The 22,549-nt window shown below is 64.3% G+C and carries 22 protein-coding genes; 3 read left to right on the top strand and 19 right to left on the bottom strand.

Going from position 1 to position 22,549, the window contains the following annotated elements; translation table 11 throughout:
• The 6 genes from IVB13_RS17625 to IVB13_RS17600 form a co-directional block, all read right to left on the bottom strand.
• Complete coding sequence (locus IVB13_RS17625; RefSeq protein WP_085351929.1) at window positions 1-774, bottom strand: SDR family oxidoreductase; 774 nt, start codon at window positions 772-774, stop codon at window positions 1-3.
• Window positions 775-832: 58 nt separating this feature from the next.
• Window positions 833-1,423, bottom strand: a complete 591-nt coding sequence (locus IVB13_RS17620; protein ID WP_143273367.1) for a thiamine pyrophosphate-dependent enzyme — start codon at window positions 1,421-1,423, stop codon at window positions 833-835.
• Window positions 1,423-1,962, bottom strand: coding sequence for a thiamine pyrophosphate-binding protein (locus IVB13_RS17615; protein ID WP_085351930.1), 540 nt, complete (start codon window positions 1,960-1,962; stop codon window positions 1,423-1,425). Before IVB13_RS17615 ends, IVB13_RS17620 begins: the two co-directional genes overlap by 1 nt.
• A gap of 323 nt (window positions 1,963-2,285) precedes the next feature.
• Window positions 2,286-3,029: an aspartate/glutamate racemase family protein gene (locus tag IVB13_RS17610; protein ID WP_085351931.1), complete on the bottom strand. Its 744-nt coding sequence runs from the start codon at window positions 3,027-3,029 to the stop codon at window positions 2,286-2,288.
• A gap of 9 nt (window positions 3,030-3,038) precedes the next feature.
• Complete coding sequence (locus tag IVB13_RS17605) at window positions 3,039-4,304, bottom strand: FAD-binding oxidoreductase (RefSeq protein WP_085351932.1); 1,266 nt, start codon at window positions 4,302-4,304, stop codon at window positions 3,039-3,041.
• Window positions 4,305-4,307: 3 nt separating this feature from the next.
• Window positions 4,308-5,969: a thiamine pyrophosphate-binding protein gene (locus tag IVB13_RS17600; protein ID WP_247295055.1), complete on the bottom strand. Its 1,662-nt coding sequence runs from the start codon at window positions 5,967-5,969 to the stop codon at window positions 4,308-4,310.
• 204 nt (window positions 5,970-6,173) lie between these two features.
• Between IVB13_RS17600 and IVB13_RS40215 the strand changes: the two genes are divergently transcribed.
• Window positions 6,174-6,299 carry a hypothetical protein gene (locus tag IVB13_RS40215; RefSeq protein ID WP_256464935.1) on the top strand — a complete coding sequence of 42 codons (126 nt, stop codon included), beginning with the start codon at window positions 6,174-6,176 and terminating at the stop codon, window positions 6,297-6,299.
• A gap of 83 nt (window positions 6,300-6,382) precedes the next feature.
• Here the strand turns inward: IVB13_RS40215 and IVB13_RS17595 are convergent, their stop codons facing one another.
• The 6 genes from IVB13_RS17595 to IVB13_RS17570 are packed head-to-tail and all read right to left on the bottom strand — an operon-like array spanning window position 6,383 to window position 12,281.
• Window positions 6,383-7,168 carry an ABC transporter permease gene (locus IVB13_RS17595; RefSeq protein WP_085361521.1) on the bottom strand — a complete coding sequence of 262 codons (786 nt, stop codon included), beginning with the start codon at window positions 7,166-7,168 and terminating at the stop codon, window positions 6,383-6,385.
• On the bottom strand, window positions 7,165-8,031 hold the full coding sequence (locus tag IVB13_RS17590) for an ABC transporter permease (protein ID WP_247489888.1): 867 nt from the start codon (window positions 8,029-8,031) through the stop codon (window positions 7,165-7,167). Before IVB13_RS17590 ends, IVB13_RS17595 begins: the two co-directional genes overlap by 4 nt.
• Window positions 8,032-8,050: 19 nt before the next feature.
• Window positions 8,051-9,100 (bottom strand): ABC transporter substrate-binding protein, encoded by a 1,050-nt coding sequence (locus tag IVB13_RS17585; protein WP_247295057.1) that lies wholly within the window; start codon window positions 9,098-9,100, stop codon window positions 8,051-8,053.
• Between the two features lie 22 nt (window positions 9,101-9,122).
• Window positions 9,123-10,430 (bottom strand): FAD-binding oxidoreductase, encoded by a 1,308-nt coding sequence (locus IVB13_RS17580; RefSeq protein ID WP_247295058.1) that lies wholly within the window; start codon window positions 10,428-10,430, stop codon window positions 9,123-9,125.
• 15 nt (window positions 10,431-10,445) lie between these two features.
• Window positions 10,446-11,162 carry an HAD family hydrolase gene (locus IVB13_RS17575; RefSeq protein WP_018454007.1) on the bottom strand — a complete coding sequence of 239 codons (717 nt, stop codon included), beginning with the start codon at window positions 11,160-11,162 and terminating at the stop codon, window positions 10,446-10,448.
• A 36-nt stretch (window positions 11,163-11,198) separates the two neighbouring features.
• Window positions 11,199-12,281 carry an ABC transporter ATP-binding protein gene (locus IVB13_RS17570; protein ID WP_018454006.1) on the bottom strand — a complete coding sequence of 361 codons (1,083 nt, stop codon included), beginning with the start codon at window positions 12,279-12,281 and terminating at the stop codon, window positions 11,199-11,201.
• A 210-nt stretch (window positions 12,282-12,491) separates the two neighbouring features.
• On the opposite strand from IVB13_RS17570, the gene IVB13_RS17565 reads away from it, so the two are divergent.
• Window positions 12,492-13,430, top strand: coding sequence for a LysR family transcriptional regulator (locus IVB13_RS17565; protein ID WP_204512151.1), 939 nt, complete (start codon window positions 12,492-12,494; stop codon window positions 13,428-13,430).
• A gap of 57 nt (window positions 13,431-13,487) precedes the next feature.
• On the opposite strand, the gene IVB13_RS17560 is transcribed toward IVB13_RS17565, so the two are convergent.
• The 7 genes from IVB13_RS17560 to IVB13_RS17530 all read right to left on the bottom strand — a co-directional run bounded on the left by IVB13_RS17560 (window position 13,488) and on the right by IVB13_RS17530 (window position 20,915).
• Window positions 13,488-14,399, bottom strand: coding sequence for a lipase family protein (locus IVB13_RS17560; protein WP_085361526.1), 912 nt, complete (start codon window positions 14,397-14,399; stop codon window positions 13,488-13,490).
• Window positions 14,400-14,662: 263 nt separating this feature from the next.
• The gene (gene uxuA, locus IVB13_RS17555) at window positions 14,663-15,853 is read right to left on the bottom strand and encodes a mannonate dehydratase (RefSeq protein WP_204512152.1); all 1,191 of its coding nucleotides are present in this window, start codon (window positions 15,851-15,853) and stop codon (window positions 14,663-14,665) included.
• Between the two features lie 15 nt (window positions 15,854-15,868).
• A complete protein-coding gene (locus IVB13_RS17550) occupies window positions 15,869-16,918 on the bottom strand; it encodes an L-idonate 5-dehydrogenase (RefSeq protein ID WP_085361528.1) in 1,050 nt (349 codons plus the stop codon).
• On the bottom strand, window positions 16,915-18,321 hold the full coding sequence (locus IVB13_RS17545) for a TRAP transporter large permease (protein ID WP_085351941.1): 1,407 nt from the start codon (window positions 18,319-18,321) through the stop codon (window positions 16,915-16,917). Before IVB13_RS17545 ends, IVB13_RS17550 begins: the two co-directional genes overlap by 4 nt.
• 4 nt (window positions 18,322-18,325) lie before the next feature.
• Window positions 18,326-18,904 (bottom strand): TRAP transporter small permease, encoded by a 579-nt coding sequence (locus IVB13_RS17540; protein WP_018454000.1) that lies wholly within the window; start codon window positions 18,902-18,904, stop codon window positions 18,326-18,328.
• Window positions 18,905-19,040: 136 nt separating this feature from the next.
• Window positions 19,041-20,000, bottom strand: coding sequence for a sialic acid TRAP transporter substrate-binding protein SiaP (locus tag IVB13_RS17535; protein WP_018453999.1), 960 nt, complete (start codon window positions 19,998-20,000; stop codon window positions 19,041-19,043).
• Window positions 20,001-20,105: 105 nt separating this feature from the next.
• Window positions 20,106-20,915 carry a FadR/GntR family transcriptional regulator gene (locus tag IVB13_RS17530; protein WP_247489886.1) on the bottom strand — a complete coding sequence of 270 codons (810 nt, stop codon included), beginning with the start codon at window positions 20,913-20,915 and terminating at the stop codon, window positions 20,106-20,108.
• A 145-nt stretch (window positions 20,916-21,060) separates the two neighbouring features.
• Between IVB13_RS17530 and IVB13_RS17525 the strand changes: the two genes are divergently transcribed.
• On the top strand, window positions 21,061-22,530 hold the full coding sequence (locus IVB13_RS17525) for a mannitol dehydrogenase family protein (protein ID WP_247489884.1): 1,470 nt from the start codon (window positions 21,061-21,063) through the stop codon (window positions 22,528-22,530).
• The last annotated feature ends 19 nt before the right edge of the window (window positions 22,531-22,549 follow it).

The following is a 22,549-nucleotide window of genomic DNA, read 5'->3' as shown; positions in this document are numbered from 1 at the left end:
CTACTTCACCGGCACCGTGTAATTCAGAATCAACCGCCCACCATCTGGATAGATCGTCTGCCCCGTGATGTAGGACGCATCGTCACTCGCAAGAAACGCGACGACGGAGGCAACTTCGCTCGGCTCGCCGCCACGGCCGGCCGGCGTGCGTGACATCACGGTCTTGCGGGCATCTTCCGAGGTGTAGATGGACGATGCCACCATGTCGGTCAGAATCGTGCCCGGCCCGACCGCGACGACACGAATATTGTGCGGAGCGAGTGCGACGGCAGCGACCGAGGTGAGCTGCTTCATGCCGCCCTTGGACATGGCGTAGGTCGCAAGCGCCGGGATTGCCAGCAGTGCATTGACCGAGGACATGTTGATGATGACCCCGCCGCCGCCTTGCGCGATCATCTGCTTCGCCGCCGCCTGCACGCCGAAGAACGCGCCCTTCAGGTTGATGCCGATGATTTCATCGAATTCTTCTTCGGAGATCTCCAGGAGGTCCCGGTTGCGAGCGACGCCGGCATTGTTGACCATGATATCGAGCCGGCCGAACTCTTTTGCGGCAGTTGCGACCAGCTGGTCGACATCGGCACGCTTTGCGACATTGCCGACGACAGTGCGCAAGGCATCCGGTCGCGCGAGTTCGGCGGCCGTCGCGGCCAAGCCCTCGGCATCGACATCCGAGATGACGACCTTGACGCCGTCGTCCAGGAATCGCTTTGCGCAAGCCTTGCCGATACCGCGCGCCGCGCCGGTGATGGCGGCGACCTTGCCGGATAGTTTCATGGTCTCACTCCAGAGTAGCTGCTTCGACAGCAGACTGTCGCCGGGCGAGAAACCCGGCTCAGACCGACGCGAAGCTAAGATGAGCACGGAACCGGTTCTTGATAAAGACGGCATCGCGCGAGGGTAGCGAGCGCGGCGGATTTTCGGCCAGAACCTTGATGACAAAAAGGCGCGGGCCATCGGCCGGCTCGTCGAGCTGCGTCGCCAGACGTTCCACCTCCTCGAGCGTCCGCACGGTCCCGGTCGCGGCAAAGCCGCAGGCCACAGCGATCGCAGTGAGATCGACGCCGCGCCCGGTGTGGCTGGCCTGCATACCGGTCTCGCCAAAATGCTGGTTGTCGATCACGACGATGTCGAGATTGCGCGGGCGCGCGACGCCGATGGTGGCGATGCCGCCGAGGCCCATCAATTGCTCGCCATCCCCGGTCAAAGCGAGGACGCGCTTTCCCGGCTGGGCTTGCGCGAGGCCAAGCCCGATCAGCGCGGCGCCGCCCATGGCGCCCCAGAGATAGAAATTGCCGTCATGGTCGCCGACCGAATGAAGATCATAGGTCGGCGAGCCGAGGCCGGACACGACCAGCGTGTCCTTGCGATTCTTCAGGAGCGCGGCGACGGCGGCGCGGCGGTCGAGCTGAGCTTGCATTGGCATCACCACTTCTTCTTGCCGATCAGGCGTTGCCCGATCAGCACCGCGATCTGCTGATCGGAATCGTAGGCGAGCGCTGCGGCCGATTCCACGGTCTCGACCAGATCCTCCGCCGTCTCCGCGCGCATCACCTTCAAACCAATCGCTTCCAGCGAGGGCTGCGTCGCACGGCTCATCGGCACCTGCCAGGGATTGAACTCGGCCCATTCGCCGCGCATCGTCACCAGCATCAGCAGTGGAAATCGTCCGATCGCCGACAGCGACAGCATGTTGATGCAATTGCCGACCCCGCTCGACTGCATCAAGAGCACGCTACGCTGGCCGCCGAGCCAGGCGCCTGCGGCGATGGCGACGCCCTCCTCTTCCGTCGTCAGCACGTTGGTGGTGACGTCGCGGTCGGCGGAGAACAGGCGGATGAGCTGGCTGTGACCGGCATCGGGAACGTAGAACATCTGCCGCACGTCGGCGGCTTTCAGGATGCGGTAGAGCTCGGACGGCCAATCGTCTGCGCGCGTGTCGGGATTGGATTGAAGGCTGTGCACCGCTGGTCTCCGTGGATTTCGAGAGGCACTCTAGCGATGTTCAGGCGCCAAAGCTCTGACCGTCTGGCGCGATCAGGTATCGAGGGATTGTATAGCTGCCTCTTCCGCTGCCGGTGGGACAGCGCACGATGCGCATGGCTGCGCCCTCTCCCCTTGCGGGAGAGGACATCACCGCTGACAGATACAAACTCATTTGGGTGAGGGGTATCTCTCCGCGAACTCATCCGCATCCATATGCGCGGAGAGATATCCTCATCCGGCGCTTCGCGCCACCTTCTCCCGCACGGGAGAAGGAAGAGGAGTCATAGACAACTTCTCGACCTCTAGCCAAACTGGCGCGGTCGCAGCCCGGCATGAAACCAGGTGATCATGGAATAGATATCGTAGACGGGCAATCCGACCTCGGCCTGAAGCGCCGCTGCATAAGGCGGCATGTTGGTGCATTCCAGCACGATCGCGCCGACATCCGGGTTCCTGGCGATCAGCTCCTTGCCGGCCTCGACCACATCACGTTCGGCCTGCGCAATGTCCATGTCCTCCTTCTCGGCCTTGATCAAGACGCGGAAGAATTCCTTGCCGTGCTCGGTGCCGACCAGCGGCGTATCGAGCGGCACGCCGGCGCCTGCGAGATGGGCCGGCGTCAAGGTCGAACCGGATACCGTGACGAGGCCAACGCGCTTGCCCGGCGGCAAGGTCGCCTGCACCCACGGCACCTGCATCAGTGACGAGGTCGCAACGGGAACGCCGACCGCGGCCGCGATCTCCTTCTGGAACAGCGAGAGGAAGCCGCAATTGGTGGTGATGGCCTCGGCCCCGAGCCGCACCAGGTCCTTTGCCGCGTCGATGAAATCAGGCAGCAGACCGGCGGCGCCCTTCAATACCACCTTCTCGGGCGAAGCCCCGCTCACCACACGATAGAGCACGGGGAAGGGCCAGGTGGTGCCGTTGCCCATGTCGCCGGGAATGCGGGGAAAGCGCGCCTCCAGCATCAGGATGCCGAGCGGCGCTCCATAGATGGCCTTGCCGCCGCGGGCTATTCGGGGGGACGAGTTGGCTGGAGCGGTCATGATGCGATCTCAGAGAAAACGATCGGGCGAAAACGGTGCGAGCGGAATTTCCGGCGGCTTGCCGCTCAGAAGCTGGGCGACGAGACGACCGGTGCGGGCCGAGCCGACCAGGCCGATATGGCCGTGGCCGAAGGCATAGACGATGTCACGCGAGGCCCGCGCGTAACCGATGCAGGGACGTCCGTCCGGCATGCTCGGCCGATGGCCGAACCAGGTCTTGATACGCGAAGCCGGAATGTCCGTGGGCAGTTTCGGGAACATGCTGACGAGATGGTTGCGCAGGATCTCGGCGCGCTTCCAGTTCGGTGCGGCCTCGAGGCCGGCGATCTCGACCGTGCCGGCGGCGCGCAAACCCTTGTCGGTCCAGTTCACCACCATCTTCGCATCCGAGGCCATCATCGAGCTGCGCGGCCCCGATTCCGGATTCTCGATCATGACGTGATAGCCGCGCTCGGTCTCAAGCGGCAGCGGATCGCCGATGGACGCCGTGAGCCGCTTCGAATGCGCACCGGCGGCAATCACCGCGGCATCGCACGCAATCTCGCCGGTCTCGGTCAGGACAGCCACGAGCTTGTTGCCGGATAGCTTCAGCCCAATTGCCTTGGCCCGCACGAGCTTGGCGCCGCTTGCTAGGGCATGTTGCGCGAGCGCCGCGACATAGGCACCGGGATCGCGGCAGCGCCCGGCCTCCTCCACCACCACGCCAAAAGTGTAGCGCGGATGCAAATCCGGCTCGCGTTGACGCATCTCGTCGGACGAAAGCTCAAGCCATTCGACGCCGACGCGCTTGCGCACGCGCCAACCGAGATCGTTGTCGAAATTGCCGCGTGACGGGAAGACATGCATCACGCCGTTACGCTCGATCAATTCAGGGACGCCCGCCTCCTCCGCGAGCTTCCTGTGCAACTGCGGCGCGTCCTTCAGGAGGCCGCGTAGCGCGAAGGCCGTCGTCTCGACCCGCGCCTCGGTCCAGCCCGAGAGCAGATATTTGACCAGCCAGGGCAGCGCCTTCGGCAGATAAGACCAGCGGATCGCGAGCGGCCCGAGCGGGTCCACCAGATAACCCGGCACCTTCTTCCAGACACCGGGCTCGGCCGGCGGGATTACCGAATGCGAAGAGAGCCAGCCGGCATTGCCGTAGCTCGCCGCCTGTTCGCCACCGGGCTCGCCGGCGTCGATCAGCGTGACGCGATATCCCTCGCGCAGCGCCTCGATGGCGCTGATCACGCCGACCGCGCCGGCACCGATGATGGCGACGTGGCGGCCCTCCGACATCGCTTAAGCCTTCACCGCAGGGGCGAAGTCCTTGCCGACCGACATCGCGCGCGGATCGATGATGCAGTGGAGGATCGACGGCTTGCCCGAGGCGAGCGCACGCTCGAACGCCGGCGCGAACTCTTCGGTGCGCTCGACGCGCTCGCCATGGCCGCCGAACGCTTTTGCGTACATCGCAAAATCCGGGTTCTTGAGCTGGGTGCCGACCACGCGTCCCGGATAGTCGCGCTCCTGGTGCATGCGGATGGTGCCGTATTGCGCATTGTCGACGATGATGACGACGAGCGGCGCATCGTATTGCACGGCAGTCGCGAATTCCTGCCCGTTCATCAGGAAGCAGCCGTCGCCGGCGAACGCGATAACGGTGCGATCCGGATATTGCCGTTTCGCGAGCACCGCCGCCGGCACGCCATATCCCATCGAGCCCGAGGTCGGCGCGAGCTGGGCGGCAAAGCTGTGGAAGCGATGATGGCGATGGATCCAGCCGGCGTAGTTGCCGGCGCCGTTGCAGACGATCGCGTCCTTGGGCAGGCGATCGCGCAGCCAGGTCATGACCTGGCCGTACTGGAACGTGCCCGGCAGCTCGCGCGCCTTTTCGGTCCAGGCAAGATAGTCGGCATGCGCCTTGGCGGCCTCGCCCTTCCAGGCAACGGCGCCTGCCGGCTTCAGCGTCTCGACCGCGGCCGCGAAGGCGGCGGGCGTGGCCTGGATCGCGAGCTCAGGCTGATAGATGCGGCCGAGCTCTTCCGAGCCGGGATGAACGTGGATCAGCTTCTGCCGCGGGGTCGGAATGTCGAGCAGCGTGTAGGATGAGGACGGCATTTCCGACATGCGGCCGCCGATCAGCAAAATGACGTCGGCGTGGTCGAGGCGCGCCTTCAGGCTCGGGCTCGGCCCGATGCCGAGATCGCCGGCATAATGCGAGTGATCGGCGTCGATCAGCGAGGCCCGGCGGAAGGAGGTCGCGACCGGCAGGTCGAACCGCTCGGCAAAGCGCGCGATGCTCCGGGTCGCTTCATCCGTCCAGCGCGAGCCGCCAAGAATGACGAGCGGCGCCTTGGCGCTCGCAAGCATGGCGCCGACGCGCTCGATATCGGCAGGCGCCGGCCAGCTCACCGCCGGCTCGATGCGCATGGCGTCCGCAACGGCTGCGGTCTCGGTCAGCATGTTCTCGGGCAGCGAGATCACCACGGGACCGGGACGGCCCTGCATGGCGACGCGGAAAGCGCGCGCGACCAACTCCGGAATCCGGTCGGGACGATCGATCTCGACCGCCCATTTCGCCATGGTGCCGAACACCGCCTTGTAGTCGAGTTCCTGAAACGCCTCGCGCTCGCGCATGCCGGTGTCGACCTGACCGACGAACAGGATCATTGGCGTGGAATCCTGCATCGCGATGTGGACGCCGTGGCTCGCATTGGTGGCGCCGGGGCCGCGGGTGACGAAGCAGATGCCGGGACGCCCGGTGAGCTTGCCATAGGCTTCCGCCATCATCGCCGCACCGCCTTCGGCGCGGCAGATCATGACGTCGATCGGGCTGTCGTGCAGCGCGTCCAGCGCCGCCAGATAGCTCTCGCCCGGCACGCAGGTGACGCGCTCGACGCCCTGGGCGACGAGCTGATCGATCAGGATCTGGCCCCCGGTGCGGGCGTTGCGAATGGTCATGACGGCTCCCTCAAGGCTTTGGCGATGCGTTTCGCAGCTTCGCGAAATTTTGCTCGGAGCTGGCGTAGGACAGGCCGACAGGGCGCGCAAGATCGAAAGGCTCCTCGCACCCTGCGCAGGCGTCATGCCCGCCCCTGCTGGTTGCACTGCAGCCCATGTCGCAGCCGCTTGCCGGACGAGAGGTGGCGAGCTTCGACGCCTTCGTTGACGACCTGGCCGAACCAGATCGGTGCCCTATTCGACCGCGACCTCAGCGAGGCCGACGTGCCGGCAAACAGCAGGGCACAGATCGTGGAGATGATTTTGGCGTGGCTGGCGGCGAAAGCGTGAGACGGCGAGGTTCGTGCCAAGCATTCGGTGTCGTCCTGGCGAAGCCAGGACCTCCTGGCTTTCGCCAGGACGATGAACAAAAATCACCCGCCCTTTTTCTGCCGCGCGCTCGCCAGCAGTACCAGCACGAAGGAGGCCGCCGTCATCAGCGTCGAGATGGCAGCGATGGTCGGGTCGATCTCGTCGCGGAGGGCGGTGAACATGCGCTTGGTCAGCGGCTGATACTGGCCGCCGGAGATGAAAAGCGCGACGATGGTCTCGTCCATCGCCGAGATGAAGGCGAAGATGCCGCCTGCGACCACGCTGGACTTGATCTGCGGCAAGGTCACCGCGAAGAAGCTACGCAGGCGATTCATGCCGAGGCTGCGTGCGACCATCTCCTGCGCCGGATCGAAACTCTGCAAGCCCGCCAGCACCGAAATGATCACGTAAGGCAGCCCCAGCATCACATTGGCGAGCACCAGGCCCGGCAGCGTCGCGACCAAGCCGATTTTGGCATAGAGGAAGAAGATCCCCACCGCAGTGATGATGATCGGCACCACCAGCGGCAACAGCAGCATCATGTGGATCAGCCGCATGATCCGCAGCTTCGACTGGCTGATGGCATAGGCGGCGGAGACGCCGAGCGGCGTTGCGATAAGCACGGTAAGGAGCGCGACCGTCAGCGTTACCCGCGTCGCCTGCATCCAGGCCGCGTTGGAGAAATACTGCTGATACCAGCGCAGCGAGAACGACGGTGGCGGAAAGGTCAGAAAACGCGCGCTGGAGAAGGAGATCGGCGCGATGATCAGCACCGGCAGGATCAGGTAGATCAGCACCAGCGCGCTGATCACATAGAGGGCGATCCGGGCGGGTGACAATCGCGTCATTTCTGCCCCAATATGCGATCGAGCGAGATGAAGCGGCTGACGACGAAGAAGATCGCGAGCACGCTTAAGAGCAGCACGACGGCGACTGCGCTCGCCGCGCCGAACTGGTTGTATAGCTCGACATTGCGGCTCACCAGCATCGACACCATCACCGTGCGGCCGCCGCCGAGCAGTTCCGGCGTGATGTAAAAACCGAGGCAGAGCACGAACAGCATGGTGCAGCCTGCCAGCACGCCCGGCAGAGACAGCGGCAGGAAGACGCGGACGAAGGTGAGCGACGGGCTCGCTCCCAGGCTGGCGCCGGCCTGCATGAGGTCGGACGGGATCTTCTGCATGGTGGCGTAGAGCGGCAGCACCATGAACGGCAAGAGGATGTGTACCGTCGCAACCACCGTGCCGAAGGTGTTGTGCACCAGCGCGAGCGGTTCGCTCGTCACCTCGAGATAACGCAAAAGCTGGTTGATCACACCGGTGCGCTGGAGCAGCGCCAGCCAGGCATAAGCGCGCACCAGCACACTGGTCCAGAACGGCAGCACGACCAGCGACAGGATGAGAATGCTCCATCCTTTCGGCACCGAGTTGGCGAGGTAGGCCACGGGATAGCCAAGCAGCAGCGCGATTCCCGTGACCACGAGGCTGATCTCGAAGGTCAGCGCAAAGCTGCGCCAGTAGATGTCTTCGGTGAAGACGCGGCGATAATTCTCCAGCGTGAAGCCGTCATGGTAGATCGACTGCCAGGCGAGCCAGCCGACCGGCAGCACGATCAGAGCCAAGATCACCAGCAGCGCCGGCGACACCAATGCCAGCATCAGGCCGTGTTCGCGACGCTGATGCTTTTGGGAGGGATCCGGCACGGATGTCATCGACGCGGCCTCGCTTCGCCTACTTCTGCATGAACGACGCCCAACGCTTCTCGGTGGCTTCGCCCGCCGGCGAGGACCACCAGGCGTAGGACATCAGGGCCTGCTTGGCCGCATTGGCCGGCTCGCTTGGCAATTGCGCGGCGCGCTCCGGCTTGATCACGCCGGTATCGAACGCCTTGGGATTGCCCGGGCCGTAATCGATATTGAGCGGCAGATTGGCCTGGTGCACGGGATCGACGGCCTCGTTGAGAAACTTGACGGCCGTCTCGAGATTCGGCGCGCCCTTGAGGATGCAGAGCGAGGTGCTTTGTAAAACGCCCTGGTTGTAGGTGAAGGCGACCTTGGCGCCTTCCTTCGCGACCGCACTGACACGGCCATTCCAGGCCATCTCCATGTCGACCTCGCCGTCGTTGAGCAGTTGCGCCGACTGTGCGCCGGAGGTCCACCACACCGTGATGTGCGGCTTGATCTCTTCCAGCTTCTTGAAGGCCCGGTCGACGTCGAGCGGATAGAGCTTGTCGGGCGCGACGCCGTCGGCCATCAGTGCCGCCTCGAGCGTCGCGAACGGGTGGTTGCGCAGTGCGCGGCGCCCGGGAAATTTCTGGACGTCCCAGAAATCGGCCCAGCTGTTCGGCGCGTCCTTCGGAAAGGTCTTCTGGCTGTAGGCCAGTACGCTGGAATAGAACTCGTAGGAAACCGAATAGGGGCTGCGATAGGACTCCGGCATCGCGGCGCCATTCGGGATCTTCGAGAAGTCGAGCTTCTCGATCAGCCCCTGCTCGCCCCCACGCAGGCAGTTGCCGGTCGGAGTATCCACGACGTCCCAGATCGGCTTGCCGCTGCCGACTTGCGTCTTGATCGCAGGCCAGGCGTCGGGAATCGAATCTTGGTTGATTGTGATGCCGAGCTTCTTTGCCGTGGGATCGAGGATCGCCACCGTCTGCGCCTGCTGATAGGCGCCGCCTTGCGAGACGAAGGTGATCTGTTCGGCAGCCCTGGCAGCCGTGCCGCTTATCGCGATCGCACCAACCAGCGTGTAGCCAAGTCCAAAAATCCGATTCGTATTCATCCTCGCCTCCTCCAGATAAATGTCACTGTCCGATCGCATCGAGAAACTGGTACCAGCCGGCGACCATGCGCACGGCGGGCTCGCGCAACGGATAGAACGGGATGGCTTTCAATCGCCTCGCGTCGAGCAGCCCGACCTCTGGCGTCTCGCCGCGCACAAAGGCGGCGAGATAGCGGCCCATCAGGCTCGACATCGCCACGCCCGCGCCGTTGTAGCCCATCGAGAACAGCGTGCGGTCGTCGAGCCGGCCGATATGCGGCACCGAGTCCAACGTCATCCCGACCAGGCCCGACCATTTGTAGGCGAGCGGGACGTCGGCAAGGTCGGGAAAGATTCCGACCATCGCCTTGCGCAACGCGTCGAAAGCGGTTTCCGAATCCTGCTTGCCGAAGGCGCCGCGGCCGCCAAAAATCACACGATTGTCGACCATGCGGAACCAACGCATCATGCGCTTGGTCTCGGTGTAGGTGCGCCCGGTCGGCATCAGGCTTCCCGCGAGGTTGCGCGGCAGCCTGTCGGTCGCGATGATGGCGCTGCGGAACGGGATCAGCGTGCGCTGCATGCTCGCGGTCGCGCCGGTGAGGTCGGAATAGCTGTTGGTGGCGATGATCGCCTGCTTTGCCCGCACTGCGCCTTGCGGCGTTTCAGCGGCGATGCCGCTGTTGTCGCGGCGGAGCCTTACGACCGGCGACTCCTGGAAAATCGGGATGCCGCGGCGCGCCACGCCATCGGCAAGGCCGCGCAGATAATTCAGCGGATGGATGCCGCCGGAGCCGGGATTGAGCACGCCGCCGACGAAGATGTCGGAGCCGGTCTCGTCGCGCACTTGCCCCTTGTCGAGGATGCGGACCTCCGCATCCCCCATCTCGCGCTTCATCCAGTTGGCCTCGTCGATCGCGGCCTTCAGGGTCGTCTCGTTGTGAGCGGCCTTGACCTGGCCGGTGCGCGTCAACGCGGCACTGGTGATGCCAAATTCGGAGACCAGCTCCTCGACGGTATCAGTGGATTCATGCGCGATCCCGTACATGCGCTGCGCCATGGCGCGGCCGTGCACGGCGTCGATCTCGCGGAACGAGAGGCGGAACTTTGCGGTGATCACGCCGCCATTGCGTCCACTCGCGCCCCAGCCCGGGCGGTTGGCCTCGAGTACGATCGGCGACAAACCGCTTTTGGCGATGTGGTGCGCAGCAGACAGGCCCGTGTAGCCCGCACCGATGATCACCACATCCGCCTGGTGCTCGCCTGACACGACCGGAAACTCGCGCGCCGGCTCGGCCGTGGCGGCCCACAGCGAGTTGGCCGACGGCAGCGCCTTCCAGTCCCGTGTCATGCCACCGCTCATGCCTTACGCCGCCGGCCCGATGGCCGCATCGGCAAGCGCCTTCAACGTCGGAAAATGGAAGTCCGGCTTGGTCAGCGTCTCCACGGCCGGTGTGCCTCCGAAACCGGCCATGCCCTGGCGGCGCTCGATCCAGCACACCTTGTAGCCGAGTTTCCGCGCAATCCCGATGTCGTGATACTGGCTCTGCGCGACGTGAAGGATATCGGACTGCTTGTAGCCGAAAGCGGACTGGCGGCCCTTGTTGTAGGCGAAAAACTCCGGATCGGGTTTCGCAACGCCAGTCTCGTCGGCGCAAACGGTATCGTCGAAGGGATTGCCGAGCGCGTGCGCGTAACAGGACAGCGCGACGCGGTCGGCATTGGTCATCGCGACCAGGCGGAATTTGGTTCTCAGGCGCTTCAGAGCCTCGACCGAGTCTGGGAACGGTCCCCAGCGCAGCACCGCGAGCTGGAACACGTCGCAGGAGGCGTCATCGGCCTGCAGCCCGAGTTCCTTGGCAAGATAGCGATAGACATGGAACATCACCTCGCTCGACCGCTCGTGGTGCTTGTCGCGACCGCGCTTGTAGGATTCGAAGATCTTGTCGTCGCTGAGCTCGGCCGGCGACTTGCCCGAGATCCGGCGCACCGCGGAGAGCACGCCGGTCTCGAAATCGATCAAGGTGCCGACGACGTCGAAGGTGAGAACCTTGAAATTGCTGAACGAGGCTGCTGACGACATTTTTGGCTTCTTCTCTCGGTTGGACAAGGCTTGGGTTCAGTCCCTCACCCTGGGCACGACGATGGTGTCCTCGGGGTGAAGGGTCACGGTAAGGCTGCCGCCCAGCGGCGGGATGCGGCTGTAGGCCTGGTGATAGCTCGCCTGGCGCAGGCTGAGCACGATGCCATCGGCGAGCGCCAGGAAGATGCGCAGGCTCTCGCCCTGATAGACGATGTCGGTGACCGTGCCGGTGAGCCGATTGCAGGCGGTGTCCGGCGCACCATCGTCGATCAGCAGTTTTTCGCTGTGCACGGCGAGCATCAGCGCGTCCCCGTCGGGAATGGCGCGGGCGCTGCGCAGAAGCACATTGCCGAGCGCAACGCCGGAGGCATCGACGCGTCGCACGGGAAGCATCGTGGCCTCGCCAATGAAACTCGCGACGAAGGAATCCGCGGGATGATCGTGCAGGCGCTCGGGCGCGTCGATCTGGATCAGCCTGCCGTCCTTCATCACGGCGACGCGGTCGCTCATGGTCAGCGCTTCGCGCTGATCGTGGGTGACGTAGATGATGGTGGCGCCGATGCGCTTGTGCAGCGCGCGCAGCTCGATCTGCATGGATTCGCGCAGTTGCTTGTCGAGCGCGGACAGCGGTTCGTCCATCAGGATCAGCCGCGGCTCGAAGATCATGGCGCGTGCGAGCGCCACGCGCTGGCGCTGGCCGCCGGAGAGTTGCGCGATACCGCGCTCTTCGTAGCCGGCAAGACCGACCATCGAAAGCGCCGCGCGCACCTTATCCGGCCAGGCCGCCTTCGGCAGCCGTCGCGCGCGCAAGGGAAAGGCAACATTCTCGCCGACGCTCATATGCGGGAACAGCGCGTAGTTCTGGAACACGACGCCGATGTCGCGCTTGTGCGGCGGCATCCAGGTGACGTCGCGGCCGCCGAACAGGATCGTTCCGCTCGATGGCAGGATGAAGCCGCCGAGGATGCCGAGCAATGTGGTCTTGCCGGACCCGGAGGGGCCCAGCAGCGAGACGAACTCGCCGGCGGCGACATTGAGGGACACGTCGTCGAGGGCACGAACGGCGCCATAGGCCTTGCTCGCGGATCTGATCTCGACGCTTTCCGCTCGTTTGTCCAACGATCGACCTCGCCATGTCCTGAGCCGGCGTGCTTCACTGCGCGCCATAAGCCTGCTTTATAGACAGGAATTTGAGCACTCCTGGTCGAAGCGTGCACCGCACCAACATCTTCGCTCGCAGGCCCTGTCTTTTGGCTATGACGCCAATGACACCAGACTTGGCAAAACTCGGCAATTGCCAAATTCTCACCTGGGTCATAACATGGTGTTATGCCCGAGCTGCGCCGGATGCTGCCCTCAAGTAACGCCCTGTTCGTCTTCGACGCAGCGGCGCGCAATGGCAGCTTCACGGCGGCGGCCGCCGAACTGAACGTCACCCAGCCTGCGGTGAGCCGGATGCTGGGTCAGTTCGAGGACCATCTCGGCGTTCGCCTATTCGACCGCAAGGCGGGACGCGCGGTGCTCACTGAGGAAGGCGAACTCTTGTATCGCCGCGTGCTCGAAGGCTTTCGCAGCATCGAAAGCGGGCTGGTCGAGATCGAGCGGCGCCGGAAGGGCACCGAGACGGTGACACTGTCGGTCTCCTCCGCCTTCACCACGCATTGGCTGATGCCGCGCATCGACAAGCTGCAGAAGCAATTTCCTCAGGTCGATTTGCGCTTTCAGCTGATCTCCGGCGCGCTGCGCGGACCAGTGGAGAATGTCGACCTCGGCATGCGCTTCCGCGATCGCGAGGAGCCGTCATCCGGTGGCACGCTGGTGATGAAGGAGGTCATGCTGCCGATGTGCAGCCCTGCCTATCTCGGCGAAACCGATCCCGCCGAAGGCAACACCATCATTCGGCTCGCCGAGACGCCGGGCGACTGGGCCGCGGATTACGCATCGCTTCTCACCGGGCGCCGCGGTGCGGCCAAGGCGCTGAGCTTCACGGACTATGCCGTCGTGATGCAGGCCGCCCTGCTCGGCCAGGGCATCGCGCTCGGTTGGCTGACGGTCGCCTCGCACTGGCTATTGACCGGCGCGCTGGTGCCCGCCTCCGACACGCTCACCACCACACGCCGCATCTGCGAATTCCTGCCACCGCGCAACCGGCCGATGCGTCCCATCGCCGCCGAGATCCGCGACTGGATCACCGCGCAGATGAAAAGCGAGATCGCCGCGATCGACCGGCTCTATCCGAAGCTCGGCGCGATGGCGGCTTGCTACTAGAGCGTTTTCGGGCGAAGTGGACCGGTTCACGTGAAGAAAACGCATCAAAACCGGAGTCTAGGCGGGTGTCAGCGCGGCACAGTAACGATCGGGCAGGTGATCGCCGATCCCTGCCGGCAGCAGCACCGTGAGCCTGCCGACGACATCCGTCCGCGTGTTCTCGGATACGCCGCTGAGGAGATTGCGGACCTGCTCACCAATTCCAGCATTCGCCATTGGCTCATCCGAACCAACATTCGTCGTGAGCTGGCTGGCGCTGAATTTGGCGCCGCGTGCACAGGCGAGATAACGGCCGACGTGATGAAAGCCAAGCCCGGGCGGAGGCACGGTCGGGACGATGTCGGTGCCGTGCACGAGACGATAGGTCGTCCTGCCGAACGTACCGTTGTAGAGGGCGACGAAATCGTCGCGGCCCACGCGCGGACAACCGTAAAGATAGATCTGCGCATCCGCGAGCTGGAGCTGCTCCCGCGCGAAGTCCGCCGTTGCCACCGCGATCGCGGCGCCGAGGCTGTGCCCAGTGATGAAGATCGGTGATTTGCGCGCCAGCGCTGCCGCCAGTGCGCTCTTCACGTCGTCCCACACGGCCGCCGCCGCATCGACGAACCCCTGGTGCACGGGCGCCTTCGGTCGGCCAAGCGTGAAATCGCTGACCCAGTTCAGGAGATGAAGCGGGTCGGTGCCGGCGAAGGCGACAATGGTTGCGTCACCCTTGCTCGCGATGATCCCGCGCGTGTCGGTCAGCGGCAGCGTCGAATGCGCCGGCTGGCTCAGCAACTTGACGCCGGACAGATCCCAGAAAGGAGAGACCCTGTTGATCGTGTCCGGCACATGGGTCTCGTAGGCGAGTTGCGACATCCACATCATCGCGCGAGCGATGTCGAGATCAAAGCCGGTTGATGTCTCGTTGAATTTTGCAAATGCCCGTCGGTCATATTGATCGGGAGGAAGTTCGACCAGAATGCTCACATCAAGCTCCTAAATGGCTTATTGCTGCAATACGTCGATCGAAAACGGAATGACGCTACCTTCGCATATGGCTGGAATTTTGACAATCTGTGCGCGTGCCCGGGACGTATTCTGCCTTTGCGCCTAAGGGGACAAGGTTGAGACGAGGCACCTCTCCCCCCGCGTCATTGCGAGCGTAGCGAAGCAATCCAGAGTCCTTCCGCGGAGGAATTCTGGTTTGGTTCGCTGCGCTCGCAATGACGGTATGGATAAAGTTTTGGCCTCTATCGATGCTCGATCGCGCGGATCGCGCCGCGGAGCTCGGCCAGGCCGCGGAGGCGGCCAATCGCGGTGTAGCCCGGATTGGTGCGCTTGGTGGCCGCGAGATCGTCGAGCATGCGATGGCCGTGGTCGGGCCGGAACACAATTTTCTGGCCGGGCGAACGCCGCGCGTTCTCCTTCAGCAGCGCCTTCAGCACCGCGACCATGTCGACGTCACCGTCGAGATGATCGGACTCGTAGAAGGACAGGCCATCCGCCTCGCGCTTGGTCGCGCGCAGATGCGCAAAGGCAATGCGCGGGCCGAAGCGTTCGGCCATCGCGGGAAGATTGTTCTCGGCGCGCACGCCAAGCGACCCCGTGCACAGGCAGATACCATTCGCCTTTGACGGCACCGCATCGAACAACGCCTGATAGTCATCGGCGCTGGACGCGACGCGCGGCAGACCGAACAGCGGGCGCGGCGGGTCGTCCGGATGCAGCGTCAATGAGACCCCGAGCTGCTCGGCGACGGGGGTGACGCGGCCCAAAAACTCGGCGAGATGCTGCCGCAGGATTTTTGGCGTGACGTCGCGATATGTTTCGAGCCGATCGCGGAATTGCGGGATGGTCAACGGCTCGGTGGTGGAGCCCGGCAGCGCGCTGGCGATGACCATGACGAGATATTCGATATCGGCCTGGCTCATCTGCTCGAACAGTTTTTTCGCGCGGGCCTGCTGCTCGGGCGAGTATTCCTGGACGGCGGCGGGACGCTTCAGGATGTGCAGCTCGAAGGCCGCGAAACGGTCTTGATCGAAGCGCATGGCGCGGGCGCCGTTCGGCAGCTCCCATTCGAGATCGGTGCGGCACCAATCCACGACGGGCATGAAGTTGTAGCAGATGATCTTGATGCCGGCCGCGGCAGCCGCCTCCAGGCTGGCGATCCATGTCTCGATCGAGCGCGTCGCTTTAGCCCCGAGACGCTTGACGTCGTCGGGGATCGGAATCGATTCCACCACCGACCAGGTCAGCCGCGAGCGCCCGGGTTGGCCGCTCTCGATGAAGTTCTTGCGCTCCTCGACCGCCTTGCGTGTCCAGGCTTCGCCGATCGGCACCTGATGCAGCGCCGAGACGATGTCGCTCGCCCCGGCCTGCCTGACATCGTCGAGCGAGACCGGATCGTCCGGCCCGTACCAGCGCCATCCCTCGAGCATCATAAGAATTCTCCCCGATCAGTTCGCGGTCAGCACGACCTTGACGCTCTGCGAGCGGTCGAGCGCCAGCCGCAGCGCGTCCGGCGCGGTGGACAGCGGCCGCTCGGCGGTGACCAGCGACAGCACGTCGACGCTGCCGTCCGCGATCAGCTCCACCGCCGTCATGAACTCAAGCCCGAAGCGGAACGAGCCGCGCAGGTCGATCTCCTTGGCCATCACCGCATTGGCCGGCACCGGAATCTGGCCACCCGGCAAATTGCCGATCTGCACCACAACGCCGCCGCGCCTGACGATACCGATCGCACTGGCAAGGCCTGCAGCCGTGCCCGAGACTTCGAAAGCGACATCGTAGGGGCGCGAGGTGGCCTGCGCCTTCAGGCCTTCCTCGCCGGCTGCGACATTCTCGACGTGAGAGGCGCCGAGCCGGGTCGCAAAGGCCAGCGGCGCCGGCGCGATGTCGGCCACCGTGATGTCGGTCATGCCGGCGCGGCGCGCGGCGAGCATGGTCAGAAGCCCGATCGGACCGGCGCCGAAGATGATGCCGCGCTTGCCATCGATGTTGCCGGCACGCGCGACGGCGTGCAGGCAGACCGCGAGCGGTTCGGCGAGCGCCGCGGCCTGATAGGACACATGATCGGGAATCTTCACGCACTGTGCCGGGATCGCGTCGAAATAGTTGGCAAAGCCGCCCTGCATGTGCGGTGTCTTCGAGGCCGAGCCCATGAAGTAGATATTTTCGCAGAGGTTCTGCCGGCCTTGGCGGCAGGCGCCGCAATGGCCGCACCAGCGCGACGGGTTGACGGCAACGCGGTCGCCGACCTTCAGATTTGCCGCGGAGCCCGCGATCTCCACGACCTCGCCGGAGATTTCATGGCCGAGCACCAGCGGCGATTTCACCACGAAATCGCCGGTCCGGGCATGGCGGAAATAATGCATGTCCGAGCCGCAGATGCCGCCGGCGCCGAAACGGAGGCGCACCATGCCTTCAGCGAGCTTGTCGAGCGGATGCTCGACCATGCGCAGATCTTCGGGGCCAAACAGGGTTGCGGCGAGAGCAGTTGAGGTCATTTGGAAAGTCCCATGTATTTCGGTAGCCACAGGGTCAATTCGGGGATGTAGGTGATCGCGATCAGCGCAACCATCAGCGGCACCAGCCACGGCAGGATCGCCACCGTCGTGCGCTCGACCGAGAGCTTTGCGACGCGCGCGAGCACGAACAACACCATGCCGAGCGGCGGATGCAGCAGACCGATCATCAGGTTCAGCGTCATGATCAGACCGAAATGGATCGGGTCGATGCCGAGCTTGAGCACGATCGGCAACAGGATCGGCACCAGAATGGTGATCGCCGCCGTGGTGTCGATGAAGCAGCCGACGAACAGGATCAGGACGTTGGCGAGCGCCAGGAACACCCATTTGTTGTGGGTGATGCTGAGCATCCAGTCCGACAGCATCTGGGCTGCCTGCGACACCGTCAGCAGCCAGGCGAAGATCGAGGCTGCCGTGACGATGAACAGCACCGAAGCCGTGGTCTCGATGGTGTCGAAAGTCGCTTTCGCGACCGTTTTCATCGTCATGGTGCGGTAGCGTACCAGGCCGAGGAACAGCGACCAGATCACGGCGGCGACCGCGGCTTCCGTTGGGGTGAACCAGCCGAGCGTCATGCCGCCGATCAGGATCACCGGCGCCATCAGCGCCATCACCGCGGAGAAGTCGAAGTACCAGTCGATCGCGAGCAGCGCGAACAGGCCGAGACCAACTGCCCAATTGGTGGAGAGACCGGCGACCGTCAGAAGCCAGACAGCCATCGGGAAGCTCAATACGACGAGGATCTCGAGCCCCGCCGATCCCAATTGCGGCCAGGAGAACGGCGTATCGCTGCCCCATTTGTTCTTGTGCGCGAAGTAGGTGACGGTGGCCATCATCAGGAGCGTCAGCACGACGCCTGGAATGACGCCCCCCAGAAACAGCGCGCCGATCGAGACGTTGGCCATCATGCCGTAGATCACGAAAGGCAGCGACGGCGGGATGATCGGCCCGAGCGTGGCGGAGGCCGCGGTGACGCCCACGGAGAATTCCGTGGAGTAGCCGTGGTCCTTCATCGCCTTGATCTCGATGGTACCGAGACCGGCGGCATCCGCGATCGCGGTGCCAGACATGCCGGAGAAGATCACCGAGCCAATGATATTGACGTGGCCGAGGCCGCCGCGCATCCAGCCGACCAGCGCGACGGCGAATTTATAGATGCGCCCGGTGACGCCCGCGATGTTCATCAGATTGCCGGCCAGGATGAAGAACGGCACGGCGAGCAACGGAAAGCTCTCGACACCGGCGATCATGCGCTGCGCCAGCGTGACGTCGGGCGTCACGCCGCTGACCAGGATGTAGAGCAGCGACGACGCCGCCATGGCGATGGCCACGGGAACGCCGAGCAGCATGAGGATGAGGAAGCCTCCAAGCAACAGCAACATGGAATTACCCTTCAAAGCCGTCGTAGGCGCCGGGACGTTCGAGGATCGAGTAGCCCTGCCGCAAATGTTGTATGGCCACTTGCACCGAGCGGACGAACATCAGCACGAAGCCCGCCAGCACGGCGTAATAGACGTAGTCCTTGGGAAGATTGATGGTGGTCATGGATTCGTCGCCGATGATCTGGATGTAGACCCAGACCAGCTTGATGGCGTAACCGAAGAAGACGATCCGGATCAGATCGATCACTGTCGACAATGCGCGCGCCACAAGGTGCGGAAGATAGCGATAGAGCAGGTCGACCTGGATGTGCCGCGACAGCCGCACGCACATCGAGGAGCCGATGAAGACCACGCCGATCAGGCAGTAGGTCGCGATCTCCTCGGTCCAGGCGTAGCTGTCGTTGAGGACGTAACGGGTGAAGAACTGGAGGAAGACGGCGAGCGCCATCACCCAGAAGATCGCCAGCGCGACCCAGTCCTCAAAAGCGTAGATGCCGAGATCGACCTTGGGCGTCGCCTCTTCCTCGAAGGTGTGGGCGATCTCGTCCGCGGTGATCTGCCGGTGCGTTTCGGCGGTGGACATGGGTGTGCTCCTCAAACTGATCACGTCGTTCCGGGATGGTGCGTCAGCACCAGACCCGGAACCTCGAGATTTTCAGGTGCGCAATTGCACACCGTAGTTCGGTCCAGCGGACCGCCCCGGGATGGCGACTACGTCATTACTTCACCGCCTGAATGCGTTCCCAGTCGGCCTTGCGGTAGCCGAAGGTCTCGAACGCGACGTTCTTCAGCACGGTGTCGCGGAACTCGCTCTTGTCGACCTCGGTGACGGTCAGGCCCTTCTCCTTGAAGAAGGCGACCAGCTTGGCCTCGTTCTGCTTGATCTCCGCGGTCGCCTTGGCGGCGGCCTCCTGCGCGACGTCGGTGAAGGTCTTCTTGTCCTCGTCGCTGAGCTTCTTCCAAAGCGCACCGGCCACCACCGTGTTGAGATGGTCGACGATGTGGCCGGTCAGCACGATGTGCTTCTGCACCTCGTAGAACTTCTTGGCCTCGATCGTGGTGAGCGGATTCTCCTGGGCTTCGACGGTACCGTTCTGGAGCGCCAGATAGACTTCGGCGAACGCGATCGGCGCGGTGTTGGCGCCGCAGGCGCGCGGCATGGCGAGATAGGCGGGCACATCGGGCACGCGCATCTTCAGACCCTTGAGGTCGGCACAGGTCTTGATCGGCTTGTTCGACGAGGTCTGGCGCACGCCGTAATAGGTCACCGCGACGATGTGGTGGCCGCTCTTGTCCTCATAACCCTTGGTGAGCTCCTTGAAGATGTCGCTCTTGGTGTAGGCGAGCAGATGATCGGCATCGCGGAAGGTGTAGGGATAATAGGTCACGCCGATCGGCGGAAAGCTCTTGGCCGCGAAGCTCGAGCCGGAGATGATGATGTCGACCGAACCGAGCGAAAGGCCCTGGTTGATGTCGGCCTCCTTGCCGAGCTGCGACGCTGGATAGACGTCGATCGCATAGCGCCCGTTGGTGCGCTTGCCGATCTCCTGCGCGGCCCAGACCGAAGCAGTGTGGAAGGGCTCCGAGGTCTCGTAGACATGGGCCCATTTGAGCTTGGTCTGCGCCATGCCGGCGCCAGCCGTAGCAATCATCGCCGCGGCCGAGACCGCCAGCACCATTGTCATCTTTTTCAACACTGACTTTTCCTCCATTTTTCAAGTCTGCTTCTTTTAAATCTGCTTCTTGTCCGCCCGCCCCCAAACGCGGGTGCGGGCCGCACGATCTCATCGCGGTCGCGCGCTGCTGCTCGCAGCTCGCTTCTTCTTCGGCGCACGTTCCGGTTTTGTCGGTTTTGCCGTCGATCGCGCCGCGCGCCCGGAGGACGGTCCTGCCGCGCTCTCGGCGCCGAAGTTCTGCGCAAAGCGCTCCTGGGATCTCGCGAGATGATCGCGCATGGCTTCGCGCGCGGCCCCGGGATCATGCGCCGCGATCGCGTCGCGCACCGCGCGATGCTCGTCGAGTGCAGTGCGCCACGTGCCCGGGCTCTCGAAATAATGCGCAAGCTGCGCGAAATAGGGATTGAGGCGCTGGTCGAACAACTCGCCGACCACGCGCACCAGAACGGCATTGCCGAGGCTTCCGGCGATCGCGACGTGGAAGGCGCGGTCGTGGACCATCGAGGCTTCGCCGGGGTGTTCTACATTCTCCATCGCGACAAGGGACGCATCGATGCGGGCAAGGTCGTCCTTCGTCGCCACGCGCGCGGCTTCTTCGGCGATGGCGCTTTCCAGGAACTCGCGGGCACGCAACAGCTCGAACGGGCCCTCGATGACGGAAGCAGGCGCGGTCGCCGCAACCTTCGCAGGCTCGATCACATAGATGCCGGAACCGACGCGGATACGAAGGCGGCCCTCGACTTCGAGCGCGATCAGGGCTTCGCGCACCGTCGGCCTGGATATCTTGAGCTGCTCGGCGAGTTCGCGCTCGGTCGGCAAGCGGCTGCCGACCGCGTACTCACCGCTGTCGATCAGGCTTCGCAATTGATCGGCGACTTGGCGATAAAGCCGTCTCGCCTCCACAGCTTCCAGCGGCACGCTGGTCCTCCCGAAAGGGTCATGCCGGCAGCTCTCGCTGCCCGCGGCCCGCCAATTTTGGAAAATTGGTCTTACCAATTGACCGCAAGCATTGACCGAGGACGGGCGCCATGTCAAGCAGCGGCCAAACAAGGGGAGAGACGACATGCGCCTCGGCCGCGCCAATCTCGACCGGCTGCCACCCGGCATCCGCCGCCCGGCCTACAACCGTTCGCGCGTCACCTCTGGCATCGTGCATCTCGGCCTTGGCGCGTTTCATCGCGCCCACCAGGCCGTCGTCATCGACGATTGTCTTGGCGCCGGCGCGACGTCGTGGGGCATCGTCGGCGCGAGCTTGCGCAGCCCTGATACACGCGATGCCCTCGCCCCGCAGGATCATCTCTATACGGTTGCCATCCGTGCAGCCGAAGGCACCGAACACCGCATCATCGGTGCGCTGCTCGACAGCGTGGTCGCGCGCGAAAGCCCGGCACGATTGGTCGAGCGAATGGCCGATCCCGCCATTCGCATCGTCTCCCTCACCGTCACCGAGAAGGGCTATTGCCACACGCCGCAGACCGGCGATCTCGACGAACGGCATCCTGATGTCGTGCACGACCTCAACAATTTCGACGCGCCGCGCTCGGCTCCCGGCTTCATCATCGCCGCGCTGGCGCGCCGGCGGGCGCTGGGCGCCCTGCCCTTTACCGTGCTGAGCTGCGACAACCTCGCCGCCAACGGCCACACCGTACAGCGGATCGTGACGCAATTCGCCGCGCTGCGCTCGAAGGATCTCGGCAAGTGGATCGCGGATACGGTGGCCTTCCCCTCGACCATGGTCGACCGGATCGTGCCGGAGACGACGGATAGTGACCGCGATGCGGTTTCATCGGCGCTCGGTTTACGCGATGCATGGCCCGTCATGACCGAGCCCTTCACGCAATGGGTGGTCGAGGATCGCTTTACGGCCGGCCGGCCCGATCTTGCCGCCGCGGGCGTCGAACTGGTGAACGACGTCAAGCCGTTCGAGCTGATGAAGCTGCGGCTGCTCAACGCCAGCCATTCGGCGCTGGCCTATCTCGGCTATCTCGCAGGCTACGAGACCATCGCCGACACCATGCTGGATCCGCATTTCGCGCGCCTCGCCGCGCAGGTGATGGAAGAGGCCGCGGTGACATTGACGATGCCATCAGGCGCAGATCTGGCCGCCTATCGCGCCTCACTGCTCAAGCGCTTCGCCAATCCGGCACTGCATCACCGCACCTGGCAGATCGCGATGGACGGCTCGCAAAAGCTGCCGCAGCGCCTGCTCGGCGCGATCCAGGATCGTCTCGCCAGGAACCTGCCGATCGCGACGCATGCGCTCGCGGTGGCCGGCTGGATGCGCTACGTCAGCGGCCTTGACGAGAAGGGCCGCACCATCGACGTGCGCGATCCGCTCGCAGCCGAGTTCGCCGGCTTGGCGCGCGAGGCAGGTCCCGTCGCCGAACGATTGGCACCCGCGCTGGTCGGCGTCGGAAAAGTGTTCGGGCCCTTGGGCGCCGAGCCGCGCCTGCGCGAAGCCGTGACCGCTGCGCTCGGCCGGCTCTACAAGGATGGCGCGCGGCGTGCGGTGGAGATTCTGGTCTCGGCGTGACCACAAAACGGGCAGCGAT

Origin of the sequence: Bradyrhizobium sp. 17, from assembly GCF_023073515.1 — a bacterium.
Classification (GTDB): Bacteria; Pseudomonadota; Alphaproteobacteria; order Rhizobiales; family Xanthobacteraceae; genus Bradyrhizobium; species Bradyrhizobium canariense_D.
The sequence above is the reverse complement of the archived record's forward strand: the minus strand, read 5'-3'. Positions and strand labels throughout refer to the sequence as shown.

Excerpts from the sequence above, each read along its gene's own strand:
- IVB13_RS17625 (WP_085351929.1), bottom strand. The coding sequence starts at position 774 with ATGAAACTATCCGGCAAGGTCGCCGCCATCACCGGCGCGGCGCGCGGT.
- IVB13_RS17620 (WP_143273367.1), bottom strand. The coding sequence starts at position 1,423 with ATGCCAATGCAAGCTCAGCTCGACCGCCGCGCCGCCGTCGCCGCGCTC.
- IVB13_RS17610 (WP_085351931.1), bottom strand. The coding sequence starts at position 3,029 with ATGACCGCTCCAGCCAACTCGTCCCCCCGAATAGCCCGCGGCGGCAAG.
- IVB13_RS17605 (WP_085351932.1), bottom strand. The coding sequence starts at position 4,304 with ATGTCGGAGGGCCGCCACGTCGCCATCATCGGTGCCGGCGCGGTCGGC.
- IVB13_RS17600 (WP_247295055.1), bottom strand. The coding sequence starts at position 5,969 with ATGACCATTCGCAACGCCCGCACCGGGGGCCAGATCCTGATCGATCAG.
- IVB13_RS17595 (WP_085361521.1), bottom strand. The coding sequence starts at position 7,168 with ATGACGCGATTGTCACCCGCCCGGATCGCCCTCTATGTGATCAGCGCG.
- IVB13_RS17590 (WP_247489888.1), bottom strand. The coding sequence starts at position 8,031 with ATGACATCCGTGCCGGATCCCTCCCAAAAGCATCAGCGTCGCGAACAC.
- IVB13_RS17585 (WP_247295057.1), bottom strand. The coding sequence starts at position 9,100 with ATGAATACGAATCGGATTTTTGGACTTGGCTACACGCTGGTTGGTGCG.
- IVB13_RS17580 (WP_247295058.1), bottom strand. The coding sequence starts at position 10,430 with ATGACACGGGACTGGAAGGCGCTGCCGTCGGCCAACTCGCTGTGGGCC.
- IVB13_RS17575 (WP_018454007.1), bottom strand. The coding sequence starts at position 11,162 with ATGTCGTCAGCAGCCTCGTTCAGCAATTTCAAGGTTCTCACCTTCGAC.
- IVB13_RS17565 (WP_204512151.1), top strand. The coding sequence starts at position 12,492 with ATGCCCGAGCTGCGCCGGATGCTGCCCTCAAGTAACGCCCTGTTCGTC.
- uxuA (WP_204512152.1), bottom strand. The coding sequence starts at position 15,853 with ATGATGCTCGAGGGATGGCGCTGGTACGGGCCGGACGATCCGGTCTCG.
- IVB13_RS17550 (WP_085361528.1), bottom strand. The coding sequence starts at position 16,918 with ATGACCTCAACTGCTCTCGCCGCAACCCTGTTTGGCCCCGAAGATCTG.
- IVB13_RS17545 (WP_085351941.1), bottom strand. The coding sequence starts at position 18,321 with ATGTTGCTGTTGCTTGGAGGCTTCCTCATCCTCATGCTGCTCGGCGTT.
- IVB13_RS17540 (WP_018454000.1), bottom strand. The coding sequence starts at position 18,904 with ATGTCCACCGCCGAAACGCACCGGCAGATCACCGCGGACGAGATCGCC.
- IVB13_RS17535 (WP_018453999.1), bottom strand. The coding sequence starts at position 20,000 with ATGGTGCTGGCGGTCTCGGCCGCGGCGATGATTGCTACGGCTGGCGCC.
- IVB13_RS17525 (WP_247489884.1), top strand. The coding sequence starts at position 21,061 with ATGCGCCTCGGCCGCGCCAATCTCGACCGGCTGCCACCCGGCATCCGC.